General features: G+C 39.3%; 11 protein-coding genes and 1 tRNA gene. 8 read left to right on the top strand and 4 right to left on the bottom strand.

What is annotated here, in order from left to right:
• The first annotated feature begins 771 nt into the window (after positions 1-771).
• The 4 genes from BM176_RS04210 to BM176_RS04195 are packed head-to-tail and all read left to right on the top strand — an operon-like array spanning position 772 to position 4,784.
• The gene (locus BM176_RS04210) at positions 772-1,521 is read left to right on the top strand and encodes a hypothetical protein (RefSeq protein WP_090099860.1); all 750 of its coding nucleotides are present in this window, start codon (positions 772-774) and stop codon (positions 1,519-1,521) included.
• On the top strand, positions 1,521-2,525 hold the full coding sequence (locus BM176_RS04205; RefSeq protein WP_090099858.1) for a hypothetical protein: 1,005 nt from the start codon (positions 1,521-1,523) through the stop codon (positions 2,523-2,525). Before BM176_RS04210 ends, BM176_RS04205 begins: the two co-directional genes overlap by 1 nt.
• Complete coding sequence (locus tag BM176_RS04200; protein WP_090099856.1) at positions 2,522-3,196, top strand: S1 family peptidase; 675 nt, start codon at positions 2,522-2,524, stop codon at positions 3,194-3,196. The genes BM176_RS04205 and BM176_RS04200 overlap by 4 nt, the downstream gene beginning before the upstream one ends.
• A 16-nt stretch (positions 3,197-3,212) precedes the next feature.
• Positions 3,213-4,784, top strand: a complete 1,572-nt coding sequence (locus BM176_RS04195; RefSeq protein WP_090099854.1) for a hypothetical protein — start codon at positions 3,213-3,215, stop codon at positions 4,782-4,784.
• On the opposite strand, the gene BM176_RS04190 is transcribed toward BM176_RS04195, so the two are convergent.
• Complete coding sequence (locus BM176_RS04190) at positions 4,785-5,324, bottom strand: hypothetical protein (RefSeq protein ID WP_090099852.1); 540 nt, start codon at positions 5,322-5,324, stop codon at positions 4,785-4,787.
• Between the two features lie 154 nt (positions 5,325-5,478).
• Here BM176_RS04190 and BM176_RS04185 point away from each other — a divergent pair, with 154 nt between their 5' ends.
• Complete coding sequence (locus BM176_RS04185) at positions 5,479-6,417, top strand: hypothetical protein (protein ID WP_143097700.1); 939 nt, start codon at positions 5,479-5,481, stop codon at positions 6,415-6,417.
• 74 nt (positions 6,418-6,491) lie between these two features.
• On the opposite strand, the gene BM176_RS04180 is transcribed toward BM176_RS04185, so the two are convergent.
• The gene (locus tag BM176_RS04180) at positions 6,492-9,716 is read right to left on the bottom strand and encodes a TonB-dependent receptor (protein WP_090099847.1); all 3,225 of its coding nucleotides are present in this window, start codon (positions 9,714-9,716) and stop codon (positions 6,492-6,494) included.
• A gap of 431 nt (positions 9,717-10,147) precedes the next feature.
• Between BM176_RS04180 and BM176_RS04175 the strand changes: the two genes are divergently transcribed.
• A complete protein-coding gene (locus BM176_RS04175) occupies positions 10,148-12,010 on the top strand; it encodes a WG repeat-containing protein (RefSeq protein WP_090099845.1) in 1,863 nt (620 codons plus the stop codon).
• A gap of 49 nt (positions 12,011-12,059) precedes the next feature.
• On the opposite strand, the gene BM176_RS04170 is transcribed toward BM176_RS04175, so the two are convergent.
• Complete coding sequence (locus BM176_RS04170; RefSeq protein ID WP_090099843.1) at positions 12,060-13,235, bottom strand: thiolase family protein; 1,176 nt, start codon at positions 13,233-13,235, stop codon at positions 12,060-12,062.
• 113 nt (positions 13,236-13,348) lie between these two features.
• Here BM176_RS04170 and BM176_RS04165 point away from each other — a divergent pair.
• A tRNA-Lys gene (locus tag BM176_RS04165) sits at positions 13,349-13,422 on the top strand.
• A 452-nt stretch (positions 13,423-13,874) separates the two neighbouring features.
• Here BM176_RS04165 and BM176_RS04160 read toward each other — a convergent pair.
• Positions 13,875-14,312 carry a hypothetical protein gene (locus tag BM176_RS04160; protein WP_090099841.1) on the bottom strand — a complete coding sequence of 146 codons (438 nt, stop codon included), beginning with the start codon at positions 14,310-14,312 and terminating at the stop codon, positions 13,875-13,877.
• Positions 14,313-14,983: 671 nt separating this feature from the next.
• On the opposite strand from BM176_RS04160, the gene BM176_RS04155 reads away from it, so the two are divergent.
• A complete protein-coding gene (locus BM176_RS04155; RefSeq protein WP_090099839.1) occupies positions 14,984-15,607 on the top strand; it encodes a hypothetical protein in 624 nt (207 codons plus the stop codon).
• Positions 15,608-15,829 lie beyond the last annotated feature (222 nt).

Below are 15,829 nucleotides of genomic sequence, written 5' to 3'. Positions count from 1 at the left end.
AGGTGCTAAATAAATAATACAACAGGTAACAAAGCCGTATATAAGCCCTATCTATATAAGTGGGGCTTATATAGGTGTTAAATTGGGGTTATATAGGACTTATATAGGGGTTATATATCTGTATACACTGTTAATCAATACTTTACGACTTGCTTTAAATATTTTATTGCAAAACGGATATAGAGTAACAGTATTTTACAAATATACTATTAAATGTATTTGTTGTGTTGAAAAGGAACTAAGTTAGCAGATTTTTTCTCTTTACATCTTTAAACTATCATTCATTTAGTTTATAGTTATGGATTGGAGAATTAGAAAAGAATTGATATCATACTTGCAGAAAAATCTCTAATAGCAAACTTTGACTCAGCCTGTTTATCAAACTAAGGATTTATTTGCTGATATTTTTCCAGATTGAATATTCTCTGTTAAATTCCTGAGTGCTTTTTTTAAGTACGAAATAGACAAATTATAAATAGATATAACTTTTTAGAAAATCACTATATATTTTAGTAATTGAAATTATTAATGAGGAATTCCTGTTTTTATTTTATCCAAAAATAGTTGTAAAATTGTCTTACAATATTTCTGTACTATAATTTTAGCCTCCGATTCCTGCAAATGAAATTTATTGAAAGCATTGGTATTTCTTCCTCTGCAAGCAAATAAACAAGCCTTTCGTTTCTTCGTAACCTTCGCGCCAGCTTTCCCTGTAATGGGCAATCCTTATAATTTAAGGTGAGAGTCTATGTTTGATTATTAAAAGATGACATGATGAGGCTCTGGCTACTATTATTAGTATTATTAGCGGTAAATGCTACCGCACAAACAGGTGTGAACAACAGCATCCTGAGGACAGCATTACGTACTCCAGAAGGATACCAACAGCGACTGAAAGATGAGCGGTATGAAGGATTATATGCCCGTGATGTGAGTGGTGAGATCCTGGAAGTAGCTTCTCTGACTTATGGAGAAGTGAGTTATGAATTAAATGACAGGGCAAAACTAAAGATTGAATGTCCTTTGCTGCGCAATTATAAAACCATTGGTGTAGCTGGCTCCAGTTTTAATCTTAATAAGAATTATCGCTTTGATATGCTGCTTTCCCCTGGCAAGCGGAAAGTAATACCAATAAGTGCTTCAATTGGTCCTAATCTGATCTATGCCAAATATCTTGGCATTTATGGTTACCTGGGAGAACCGGAAAATCCTACAACATACATTCCGGTAAAAGTCAATACAGTAAAAAGTGATTTGCAACTGGTGCTTATATGTAACCGGACATTAGAAAGCATCCGGTGGAAGTATATCTGCTCCGCGAGTGATAATTCTACGATTTATCACGATGGCCCTGCGCCTGAAAAAAAGTCGCCTCTTTTTATGCTGGGAAATCCTATTGTTATACCACTACATCTTGCCACTGATATGATTCCGGGCAGTGTAGTATATATAAGGCTGGAAACAAAAGCCGTAGGGGATAATACCTGGGTACCTAAAGATATTAAAATCCTGATACCCTGATGAGAATAATAAGAAGGGGAAAAAAGGGGATGCCAGGAAATAAGTTACCATATTTAGGTGTGGGACTTATCATTATAGTTTTGACAGGCCTGGGATTTTGTCTATTTACGTCGCCATCGGCTTCCAAGGTCCGCGTTGAAGTAAAAGTATCCTCACTGGAATATGTAGTCAATAATATGTCTAAAGATGACAGGTTTAATTTTTCATTATCATCTAATGACAGTCTCCCGTTTATACAGGATTCCGCTTTATCAGACACTCATGCTAATGAATTGCAGAATCACCTTCCATTGCTGATTTTTCCTGCCAGCAGAAATGATCATATCCGGATGGAGAGAATGATCTTTCCTCCGGGAGCAGCTGTTAAACTGGAGCAGATAACCGGGGATCCGCTGAAATTGGTGGTGATGGCTGATGAAGATGTTCCACAATTACCTTTGATATTCAATTGGAAGGTATCATTCCAGAGAGGATTAATGTATAACTATCTAAAGCAACAATATGATACTGTTGGTGATATAGATACGAGACAGGCACCACAGGTTTTTGAATTTAGAAAAGATATCAGTTCGGGTAAAAAATACTACGCTGAATTTTATAAACCACAATACTGGAAATGGCCATCTGAGCTTTATATTAAAAGCATCAGGTTTGTTTATAATAATAGCATGGAAACATATCCTGTATCTTCTTTATTACAGGGGGAAATTTATATGTATGATTCTAAAGATTCAATTTCTCTTCATAAAGGAGATATTCTGAAAGTGACACTTGCAAAGCCGGTAGCACTCACTGTAGAGGGCGATTCTACAATGCTTTCTGCCAGTTTTGAGGGTGATATTTCAAAAGTTTTGTTAGGCTCCAAATCAACAGCAGATATGGAAAATCTGATACCATCCAATATGCAAATTATGCATACGAAATATCCTTATCTGATAGAGGCTTTTGGCTTCCTGGTTACCCTCGTGGGTGTTATTTTATCACTACCATTATTTAAGAAATGAGATTTAACGCTACTATAATAGCCTTACTGCTGGCTTGCAATGCTATGTGCCAGTTGAAATTGCCAGATAATAAACTATATAAATCAGGGGTAGTCAGTTTAAACCTTGCATCTGCAAATTCGGGAGGTAGCGGTTTTATAATAGGTGCGACAGAAGACTCCATTTATATTATTACAGCCAGGCATGTGGTATTGAGGGCTAAAGAACATGCGTTGCAGATAACTGCAAATATTGGTGATGGTAATAAATTGCCGGTTAATATCCTGTATATGAAGGATGCAAGTGATAATCAATTAGACGATATAGCACTGTGCAGTGCTCCACTTAAAAAAGTTCATGTTGGTAGTTATTGTTCAGTATCTGGTGCTGAACCGGATACTGAAGTGTTCTTTTTTAGGAGTGAAGCGCAAAAGGAAAGAATACCAGTTGTTGAAAATGGTACCATTGAATCCTGGGAAGATGAGAATAACAGAATGTTTTCTATTTATCTCGTGGGCATCAGTCCGTGCGATTCCGGAAGTGCATTGTTTTCGAATGATGGTATTGTAGGGATGATTATCAAAGAACAATCAAGCTATGGATATGCTCTGTCAATTGATCATATAAAAGATGTTATTACCAGCTGGAATAAAAAGTACTGGCAACTTTGTTCAAAACCTTACAACCCCTGACTTATAAATTACTGATATGAAAATTATATTTTCCGCTTTCTGTTTTGTACTGTATTTAATTTCGGTAACTATTGTTCATGCACAGGCACCATCTTCTTCAGTAGGGAAATATATTGATAATCTGATCCTGGTGGCAAATACTTACGATCTGTATGGTTTTATAGTGGGTAGTGAAGGCAGAGACAAAGACCTTTACTTTGTTATAGTAAAAGAAACGGAGAACTTCGAAAATCATGTAAAAACATTATATAATAAAGGGAAAGATGTCAATGAGGCTACACTGGTAGAAACCCCTTTCAAGATAGGAACATACTATGTTGGCTTATATATGATAGGGGGAGGGGCGCATAAGATCTGTAAGAAATATTATCAGACGACAAACGGAAACGGAGGAGACTATTACATTTTCAGAGACAAGCGGAAAAGTATTGGAGGTTCCGCGGCTATGAACAGAACATTGGATGCTTCTATCAATTACCATGAAACTGTAACACGTAATGACGATGCTAATAATTATGAGAAAGAACAGATAACATTCTCCACTACAAGGCCTGGTCTGTTTGCAAATAGTGGCTTGCCGATTTTTGATAATAAGGGAAATGTGTCAGGCATCATTGCAGAAAATCAACTGGAACGATCTACTACTTTTTATGTGCTGGACATTGTACCTATCAGGAATAAATTAGTTGAACTTGGGAAAAAGAAAGGAAACGAATGCAAATATTTTAACCTGATTGAAAACAACGCTCCACACGATGAAACACCCTGCGAACAATATGTTCGCCGGCAGAATGAATTAAAGAAACAGGCAGAGATTGCGGAAGCGGAGAGGATCAGACAGCTGAAGCAGGAAAGTGACAGAATGCTGGATCTGATGGTGAAAACAAATGGTAAACGCAGCCTGGATCCCGTACAAAGGAGAATGTATAACAGGAATATCGACCGGCCGTTTGCCATAAGTCTGGCGGCCAATGCTAACTGGGATTTAGTCACTATCCCGAAAACATCGGGTGCCGGCTCCGGGAGTAGTTCCAGTTTTTCATTCGGTGCAAATCTGCATATCAATCCTGATAAGGGGAAATTCAGGGTAACATTAAAACCACGTTATTGCCTTAATAATATAAAGGTTGTGAATGGATATAATTATGGTACATCTGCAGCTGAATTTAGTTTGACCAAGGTAACTTCGGTGTCTTACGAGATGCCCATTATGCTGGAACTTCTCACCTCAAGAGCGGAAAGGAAAAATGTTTACTGGGGACTAGGTTACGCTCCGGGGCTGCTACAGTCTGTTGACTTCCGGTTTAATACAAAGGATGAAAAAGATCGCAGTCAGCATGTTATTATGAAGCCACTCTATTTAAACAAAATAATACTTGAAACCGGATTAGAAGGCGGCCGTATGGGTATTTCCATTTATTTGGGCTACCAATTTAGTGAGGTTGTTAAGAATGATTATGAAATTATCCTGGGAGGAGAAACGATAAAACCATTGAAGGATGTACCTAAAAATTACTACTCTTTAGGGATACACGTTTATTACCGGTTATGGAATCAATGGCGGAATAATTACAGGACGATGTTTTAATTATTTTTTAACTGGAGAAAAGGTTTCTGTTATCTTATACTCTGTATAAGACCCCGATATTTTTACTTTGTAGGTGAAACTGAATCTGTCTTCACTAATCTCATGAATCTTAAAAATATTGTAATAAGAGGCAGGATTTTCTTTTGATGCCAGATATAAATATAATCCGTCTTCAAGCTCTCTAATATCCCAGATACCTTCCTGGAGTTCCGGTGTACTACAATTAGCCGGACTCCTTAAAGAAACGTATGCCCCTTTCATATAATCGTTTTCCTTTACTCCCCTTGTGAATGAAAATCTACGGTTACCTGCACAGGTATAATTTTGTGCTTTATAATACAACAGTATATCACTAAAGTATTGAGTAGAGCCATTGCTATATTCCAGCGGATAGTCGGGAGAAGATGTCCATGAGGACATTGCCCAACTGGTTCTGCTGATCAATGCAATTCTGTCTGGTACAGCTTCTTCTGGCTTGCAACTGTTTAAAATAATACTACATGACAATAGTAAAATGAGAAAGATTTTTTGGAGCAACATGGAGCATTCGTTTTTTAAGGTAAGTGGTCGTGCTACAATGAAAATAGTTAGGACTGCAAATATACTTTAATCCGGTATTAATTGCAGTTGCTTATTTGTAAAAAGGATGTCCGGCTTTTATATTATATTCATTCCCGGAAATTATCCGATAGTCATGAAATATTTAATAGCCTGCTTGCTTTTTAGCCTCTCCCTGACAATAACCTGCTTTGCACAGGATGATCTGAAAAAGAAGAATGTAAGTGATACTATTTTAAAGCAGGACCGTACGCTCGAAATGCCGAATCCTTTTGATGCCACTAAAGCCCTGCTAAAACTCTTTCCCGGTAAATACTATAATTTATCAAAAGATAAATACATCAATGATCTGATCAGTTGGGAATGTAAAACCTGCGCTACGAAGCAATATACAGATGTTAATGAAGATGGTAATTCGCCATTCCCATTTAGCGACGGCGTGGCTACACGTTTAATCAATATAATGAGTTACAAAGATTCCTCAGGCACCCAATATAAAGTGATCAGCTTTAATCATTCGGCTTATGATCCGGATGGTGCACAAACATCACGTTTTACAGGCGGCCTCTTAGGACTTGCCAAATTTGTGCTGAGTGATAGTACCTGGAAATTGAAATTCTTTCAACCTGCTATCGCAGCTTATGGTGCATTCTCCCAATGCCCAAGACCTGTTGCCGTCCTCATAGGAAAGGACCAATACGCGTTTATGATTAAAAGTATTAACGGCGCAGCAGGTGGTCCTTTTGATGGTGCGTTTTTTCTCATTGCAGGTGCCAATGGGGCTTATCAGCAGGTAATGGGCGCATATGGTATCGAACGCACTGAAGCAGGTGATGAGTGGTCTTCCTGGACAAGTGAATACAGTGTTCCCGTGAGTGAAAAGAAGTTCTTCAGGGATATTATTATTACTACAAAAGGAACTTACACATCAGAGGATACCGAAAACATGCCTGAAGAACTTAAAGCGCTGATAAAAGGGAAAAAGAAAGGTAAATTCATGATGGTACAACAGTATGTTTATAAAGGAAGCAAAGGATATGTACCGCAACCTGTTAAAGCGTCTTTGCTTGATTAGTTTCGGTTTATATAGAAACAAAAAGAGGTTGCATCAGTGCAACCTCTTTTTGTTTCTATATATGTTGTGGCAGCTTAAAAAATATATCGTAGTCCCAGTTGTAACTGCCATCTGGAAGGCAGATCCGGGCTGGTAATGAATGTTTTTGTTTGTGAAGGATCAAACTGGTAAACAGCTTTGCCTGCCCCGTCATTACCTGTATAGGTAAGCGGTTGGTAATAACCGGTAGCACTGGCGTATTTACGTACTCCCCATTTGCTATTGATGAGGTTACCCAGGTTCACAACATCAAGACTAAACTGCAGAGTATTACTGGTTCCTTTGAAATTGAAGTCCTGTAAGATGCGCATATCCAGCTGACTGAACCAGGGAGTAGCACCATCATATTTACCGGTATATTGTCCGCGGTGTTTACTCAGGTATTTATCCTGACCAATAAAGGCTTCCAGTGCAGCGCCCTGTGCGGCGGCATTCTGTACGTTACCTTCCACATCTGTTAAAGGTGCAAAGTTCATATTACCAATCTCTGCTTTGGTAGGCACATACATAAGATCATTTGCCCCGGAGCCATCACTGTTTACATCTCCGCCGTACACATAAGAGAAGCGGTTGCCGCTTGTCCAGTTGCTGAAGAAGGAGATGGTAGTAGCATATTTACCTTTCCCGTATTCAAATTTCTTAATGCCGGCCAATGTAATACGATGTTTATTACCATACAGGGAAGTTGACTGTACTGCTTTATTGGCATTGCCCAGCACTGGATTACGATCAAAAGCATCGCCGGAAATTTCGGCAGAGATAGAGCTGGCATCTTTAGCAATAAGATAGTTATACCCCAGCATCAGGAAATATCCTTTCTTAAAGGTTTGCTGTGCCTGGAAAGATGCATTGAAGGAATAGCCCACTTTCGTATTGGTAAACACATAGGTACCTCTGTCGCCTTTATCAGCAGCCAGATATACACTACGATTATCACCAGTACCGGAATTCAGCGTGCCGGTAGGAGTTCCTAAACCATAATCGCGAACCATCATTGAGTTTACATCTTTGGAATAAGCTATGTCTGCAGTTAGGATAGTCCCTGTAGGCAGTTTGTAATCCAGTCCAAGGTTAGAACGCCAGATCTGTGGCCATTTAAAGTTACGCGCAGTTACATTGTAATAACCGCTAAAAGGATTACCGATAGCATTACCTACCCATACAAATGGGAAACGGCCGGTAAACAAACCGGTACCACCACGCAGCTGTACAGTTTTATCACCATTGATATCCCAGTTGAAACCCAAACGAGGAGATACCAGTATCTTACCACTAGGCATGCGGGTATTATCTATTTCCTGGCCGGGGCCATTTTTCACAGGGTTCCCGTTTTCATCAAATAAGGTGAGGTTATCTGAATTGGGAACAGTAGGTGATCCGGTTACATAGGTGCCAGCAAAAGTACCATCTGCATTTACGTTAGGACTGCTGTAACTCGCTTTGGAAGGATAATACAGAGCTTTGTCGAAGCGCACCCCATATGTCACTTTAAAGTTACTGGCAGGGCTCCATTCATCCTGTAAATAGGCAGAAGCTTGTCCTACAGTCAGGTAATACCAGGTCCATTTATCGGCAGCAGCACGGTTTTGTGCATAAGAAACGTTTCCGTCGTATGCACCCGCAGCAGCCGTTGTAAGGAAGGTATTAATATCTACCCCTGAAAATACGGTGAAACCGAAACCTGTGAGGTTGAAAGAGTTACCAAATTTGAACTGCTCATAGGAAGCCCCTATGGTCAGCGTATGTTTAGGGAGGATTATATTGAAGTTGTCGGTTAACTGTAATGCATCCTGGTTAAGCACATTATTAATGGAGAAAGGTTCGTAACCCGCCACTATATATGGCGTATTATATTTGGTGATATTCAGCACAGGGAAAGGCGTAGAGAAAGGGTTTCGCTTATCCCTGAAGATGGTATATACTGCACGGAATTTATTGGAATAGGTATCGTTGAAATTGGATTTCAGTTCCAGTCCGAAGGAGTGCAGTTTGTTCACCATTTCATAACCGGAGTTACGGAATTGCAGGGTGATGGCATCTGGCCCGCGGCGGTTAATAGCATTGGGATGGGCTGGTTTTTCCTGTGAAGCATTCAGTCCGTTGTAAGTAAAGGAAAGAGTATGTTTACTGTTGATGATCCAGTCCAGTTTTCCCAACCATTTATAGTTGCTGCGTTTCAGTTCGTAGTCCTGATAAGGACCGGTTACATAACCATATTTATCGAACAGTAATTTACTCACAGCATCCAGGTCGGTTTGCAGCACGCGGGAAGTAGTAACACCCCCTGCATTGTCTGCGTTCCTTGCCACATAGGCGCTGGCACCGTCTTTACGCTGTTCGGATTCGAAGTTAACGAAGTAGAACAGTTTATTTTTTTTGATGGCACCACCGAGAGAAAATCCCCCCTGGAAACTTTCGAGAGCGGGTACGGTAAGTTTCTGGCCATCTATTTTATTACCGGAAAGAGCATCATTACGATAGAAGGCATAAACTGTTCCCGCGAATTTGTTACTACCGCTTTTGGTAACAGTGTTCACGCCCGCACCCGTAAATCCGGATTGAGTAACATCGTAAGGCGCGATATTGATCTGGATTTGATCGATAGCGTCCAGGGAGATAGGCTGAGCGTTTGTTTGTCCGCCGGGAGCAGGAGCATCCAGTCCGAAAGGGTTGTTGAACACGGCCCCATCCAGGGAGAAGTTATTATACTGTCCGTTTCTACCGGCAAAGGATATCCCGTTGTAGGTAGGCGATGCCGAAGGTGTCAGTCGCAGGTAGTCGTCCGCGGAGCGGGAGATGGTCGGCAATTGCCGGATCTGTTGCGCGCTGATATTAGTAGAAGCGCCGGTGCGCTGGTCGTTGAAGATAGTAGAGCGTCCGCTGATCACCACCTCATTGAGTTTACCGGCAGCTTCAGTAAGGCGGAGGTCCAGAGCGGTGTTTTGTCCCAGGTTGAGGAATACATTCGTAGCCGTTACAGTAGAAAAGCCCGTGAATGAAACGGTCACTGTATAAGGGCCACCAACGCGGAGGTTGGGCACTACGAAACTACCATCAGATTTGGTAACCAGTCCTTTATTAATACCGGCATCTACATAAGCTACTCTTACGGTAGCCCCCGGTAGTGGTTGTCCTGCCTCATTTTTTACCACACCGCTTAAGGTAGCAGTGGTAACCTGGGCATGGGCCTTTACCAATAAAAAACAGGTAATTAGAAAGCACAGCGATAGCTTCTTTAGATTCAGATTTGGTTGATGCATCTTTATGAAATTGGTGATTAAAAGCAAAATTTTACATACAGGCGGTCAATCTTAACAACATAACCAATATACTATAATAAGTGTACATTTTTTCATCACGCATTGAAAAAAGTGATACTATAAGAGTAATATTATCTTATATTAAATAAATCCTAATGCGATATGAGTGCTTTCATTGACATATTGAAAGGATGGTTTGAGGAATTAATCGTCGGTTTCATTCGTGGTATTGTGCGGTTTTTTTATAGAGGGAGTATCTGGTGTTTTCAAATAATAGTACGAAAATGCAGGGGGAAATAATAGACCCGATATGGTGGATTAAGGCATAAGTAGAACTGTTTCAGGGAATTGTGGTAGCTTTTTATTTTTATAATTTCCTGTTGTTTCTTATGTAATTTTCCTCGTAAAGCATCTGTAATAAAACGATACCTATGAAGTACTATTACCTTATCCTGTTATTTGCTGCAGTGAGTTGCGGTACCCGGGAATATTATAATCCTGTTTTATTCCGGATGTTTGAGAATAATACAATTGGTTTCATGGATTCAACCGGGAAAGTAATTATCTCTCCAAAGTTTCATAGTGCCGGAGACTTCTCAGAAGGCCTTGCGCCGGTAAGGTTAGACGGGACTTATGGTTATATAGATGAATCAGGGAAGTTTGTTATTGCACCTCAATTTGACTACGCAATGGAATTCAAGGGGGGCTATGCCATTGTTTATAATAATGGACACCCTTTTTATATTGACCATAAAGGGAAAAAAGCATTTGAACATACATTTATTGATATTTTCAACTTTGAAAAGGGAAGAGCGTTTGTGCAAACATTCACCGGGAAATGGGGAATAATTAATCCAGCTGGTAAATTATTAATTGATACTGTTTATAAGGATATTGAAGCAACAGAATACGGAACTTATATTGTAAAAGGATTAAATGAGGCTGAAAGCGGGATTATCGATATGGAAGGGAAATTTATTATTCCTTATGCTAAGTATAATTATATAGAGTCATATTCAAATGGCTTTTCAAAGGTTACATTAAATCAAAAAGATTCAATAGGAGCGGCTATAGTGGGATTTATTAACAGTAAAGGAGATCTTGCTTTTGCAAAAGCAATTTCGAATAATGGCTGGTTGGATGGGGATGTCAGTGAAGGGCTTGCGCAGATTAACTTTGATGAAAAAAATGTACTTGGTGAATATGTTCACCATACTGGTTTTATTGATATGAAAGGGAATATTGTTATAAATAATCCGAAATACAGGTCTGTAAATGATTTTAATAATGGCAGAGCTTTTGTTCTGGATCAGGATGGGAAATATTGGATTATCAACCAAAAGGGAGAAATAGTTTCGAATAAATATTTTGATGAGGTTCTTACTGATAAATTTCATGATAATCATGCATTTGTGAGAAGGGAGTTTAAATGGGGATGTATTGACAGGAATGGGAATTATATGATAGAACCCAAATTTTCCAGAATTGAAGAATTAAATGGCAATGAGGATTATTTTATTTTTACGGCTGATGATAGCTATCCAAAATATGGTATTGCCAACATGAAAGGAGAAATTTTGATTCCTGCTAAATTTGAACAGGTTGATCCGATTGGATTTCAGCATGGCATATTAAAAGTTGTGGAAGAAGATAGACTTGGATATGTTAATACTAAAGGGAAATATGTTTGGAGGCAGAAAAAACATATGGATGAGATTGATTCGCTGAATATTGACTATATGAACAGCGGTTATTATTATGGCGCTGATCCATATAGAGAACCCCTGCGTGTTCCTTTTCGGTATGTTTCAAATGGTAATACAAAGCCGATTCCTGACAGCCTGCACTTTAAGGAGAATAAGTTTGAGATCATAATTGATACGACTAAAAAATGCAAGTGGGAAGGTCAATATGAAGGCATAACAGTATATCTGATTAATACTACAAAGCAGACATTTTATTTTGATGTACAGGATGCACGGCTTAGTATGAAGATGCAGGCTTTAGATAAGGATGGCCGCTGGAGCGATATTGAATATTTACCTGGCAGCTGGTGTGGAAATAGTTATGGTAAGGCATATTTAAATGGGGGGAGGTATATAGATTTTTATGCTCCTGTTTACCATGGAGCTGTGCGGACTAAACTTAGATTAGAGCTATCGTATCTCAGGAAACCCGATCAGGAAGAAAATGACATTCTGTATAGCAATGTAATAGATGGTAGTATCAATCCTGGTCAGTTTTGGCGGGAGCCGGAATATTCCGGTAGCAACATCATGGATCCGTATAAATAAAATAAAAGGTCCTTCAGCAGGAAATTTGCTGAAGGACCTTTCAATATTTTTATAATCTTTCGATAATACCGGCGATACCTTGTCCGCCGCCTACGCAGGCAGTCACGATACCGTATTTCTTATTCAGGCGTTTCAGATCGCCCAGGATCTGCACTGTGAGTTTTGCACCAGTACATCCCAGGGGATGGCCTAACGCAATAGCACCGCCATTGATATTTACAATATCCGGGTTGATGCCCAGCTCACGGATAACGGCTATAGACTGCGAAGCGAATGCCTCATTCAGTTCCACCAGATCGATATCATTCAGGGATTTGCCAGCCTGTTGCAATACCTTGGGAATGGCGGCCACGGGACCGATACCCATGATACGCGGATGTACCCCTGCAGAAGCGCAGCCTATCAGTCGCCCGATTGGCTGGAGCCCCAATTCCTTCATCATGGTTTCACTCATTACTACCACGAAAGCAGCACCGTCGGACGTCTGAGAGGAGTTACCTGCGGTAACGCTGCCGCCGGCAGCAAATACTGGTTTCAGTTTTGCGAGGGCTTCGGTCGAAGTATCTGCCCTTGGTCCTTCATCTGTATCCACCACAAATGTGCGTTGCTGTTTTTTGCCCCTTTCGTCCACATAAACCTCATCTACGGAGATGGGGAGTATCCCTTCTTTGAAGTACCCGTTTTGAATGGCATTTAAGGCCTTTTGGTGGGATTTCAGGGAGAAATCATCCTGATCTTCCCGGGTTACATTAAACTCGCGGGCAACGGCTTCCGCTGTTAATCCCATACCCAGGTAATACTCAGGGGTGGAGGTGGCCACTTTATAATTAGGGACTGTTTTCCAGCCGGCCACCGGTACAAGGCTCATGCTTTCCGTACCACCGGCAACAATGCAATGGGCCATGCCAGACTGAATCTTGGCAGTGGCAATCGCAATTGTTTCCAGCCCGGAAGCGCAGTACCTGTTAACGGTCATGCCCGGAACTTCTATTCCCAAAGCCCTTACGGATATCATGCGCCCTATCTGCAGCCCCTGTTCTGCTTCAGGGACGGCATTGCCTACAATGAGGTCGTCAACCCGTTTCGGGTCGAGTTGCGGGACACTTTTCAATAATCCTGTAATTACTTCTACGGCCAGATCATCAGGCCGGGAAAAGCGGAATCCGCCACGCTTGGCCTTGCCCACGGCGGTTCTATACCCGGCTACTATATAAGCTGTTTCCATTCTTTGTACTCCTTTTCCGGGCTTTCGCCCGATTTTTTTTATTTAAGTTAAAGAAGTTTTTGCGAAATATAAAACAAGGTGTTAGATTTGCAGCCCGTTCAACGGGAAAAGATGACTCCTTAGCTCAGCTGGTTAGAGCTACTGACTCTTAATCAGTAGGTCCAGGGTTCGAGTCCCTGAGGGGTCACAGAAAATAAAAAGCTTCAAGTTCAAGGACTTGGAGCTTTTTTTATTTTTTCAATTTTCGCACATTATCTTCATTATCAACGAATAGGTAGGTTCGAGTCGTAGTGGGTTGTTTTGAAGTAAGTAAGATTATGCCAGCTTTTGCCCTAACCCGAGTTGCTGCACCAGTGCATAACGGGCCTATCATCTTTTCGGAATAATCCGCCTTCACACGGCTTGAAATGCTCCAACAGTTCCTCTTCTGAAAGAGAAAACATGCGAAGATCAGTATCGCTCAGAGAGAAATTAAATTAACTGGTAAGCTCGAACATAAATTCAGGGCCTCCTCTCTACTAATACCCAGATTGTCAGGCAGGTCAGAAATTAGGGTAGGGGAAGTCACCACTACCGTGCCATAGGTAATAAATGTCTTAAATCTATTGAGTACTCGTCCAGTGTAAGCACCTTATCGACCTAAGCATTCGTCATGCCAATTCTTGTCCTCACGCCATAAATCATGACCATTGAAGCTCTCCCTGTCTCAATAAAATATTTTAACTCATTACCATTATTCAATTGAACCAAACCGAAAGTAAAAAGTTTACTTTGGTACCCTTTGAAATCTCCGTATAGCCTGTCTGTTGCACTATTCATTTTGCCTGACAATAATACTCCACTTTCTTTTGTAGTTAGCTTTTGGGATGTCAAGACGCTGAAGTTATCTTTGTCAATTACAGTTGAGCAAATTACTAATTCGTTTTCTAACAGCTCAATTTCTATTTCTGGAAATGAATTATTAAAACCTATATTTTCTTCATAAAATCTTGTCCATTTAAAGTCGTACGGATCTATGGTGTGTCTCTTTATAGAAGCAAGACAAATATTGTGAATTGATTTGTCAGATTTTTCCATCTGCACGGCTTTTTATAATGAAATTAATAATTGAGTTTAAAGATAGTATTATTTAATAATGCGACACAGACGGATATAAAGGAATGGGTTTATACTATTACAGCTAGGAGCTTTTATGGAAAGTAGTTATTTAAAGCCATATTGTTATAAGCAATAATGTCCGCTCGCCACACGGGATGGAATTCTTATTAGGTTAAATTGCTTTTAAGTAACCAAACACAAGGCATTTTAAATTCAAGTCGCCCTATTAAACCTTATAATCACCTCGAACTTTTGTTGTATTAATTTGCCTCATTTGGAATCAAATTCCAGAATTGCAGTCAAATCCTGCATAATCTGGTCCGAGGTTCCGATACCTGGGATCACCAAAAAATTAGAAAGCTTCAAGTTCAAGGACTTGGAGTTTTTTTGTTTTGGAGAGATTCTGTAATAACTTCATTATCAGCGTTTATTGGGTTCGAGTCGTGGTGGAAATCACGTAATGGATTACTCTTTTTTTTAAAATTCTTTTTCCGGAACTTACTGTAATCATTTTCATTAAAGGAAACCTTTTTATCATCATACCATATTAATGATTACAATAACCCAATTACAATAATCTTCGCCTTATTAACAACTGATTAACTACATTTTCTTCAATAGAATATAATTTAGCGTACAATATTTCCATTATGGAAATTGACTTCCAAGGATTAAAACTTAATCATCTTATTAAAGTGCTAAAACGAATGAAAAATGATTTACCATTATATAAATCAAATCCTGAGCTATTTAAAATTCATCTTTTAGATAACTCTTTAGATGAAATTTCAATAGTAAATGGATTGACTGAGGAGGATAGAATACTAGCCATGGAAATAAAACTAGGCGTTAGCATCAAATTTTTTGTACAATCCAGCAGTATATTTAACAAATGTACGAAAACAATTATTTTAGCAGATATAAGAAGAAAGGTTAAAAGGATTTTGCATTCTTACAATGGGGTGATTACTAAAAAACACATGCTTTCTAATACCAACCCTTCTTTATTTAAAGCGAATCCCAGATTATTTGAAAAATTTGTATTGCAAAGCTTTCTAGTCCGTCCTTGTAAAGAAAAAATAAAAGGAATAACACAAAACGATAGAAATTTAAGAATAGAAATTACTACTCGTGTTTTATTCGATGAAATTGTAAAACTATTAGCCAGTATAAGAAATCAAAGTGTTAATGAAGTGCAAGATGAAATGAACCAAGATGTTGAAAAAATATTATCTGGCTATGAACGGCTTTTAAATATCGAGAATAGAAACTAATCCCTGCAGTAATACATGGGTTTTTTATACGTCCTGAACCATGAAAAATCAGCAGTAGGTTAGATTTTAAAATTCATACAGAATAATAGCTATCTTATGCTTGGCTTTATTATAGTAATTCCAATACTTTTAATTTTCATATTCATAGGAGAATTTATTGGAAGAGTCCTCGCTGGAATTATTTTTTTCATATTTGAAAATATCAAAATTATACTAGCAGTT

The organism is Chitinophaga sp. CF118 (genome assembly GCF_900112615.1).
Taxonomy (GTDB): Bacteria; Bacteroidota; Bacteroidia; order Chitinophagales; family Chitinophagaceae; genus Chitinophaga.
Note: the sequence above shows the minus strand (reverse complement) of the source record. Positions and strands in the feature narration are given on the sequence as shown.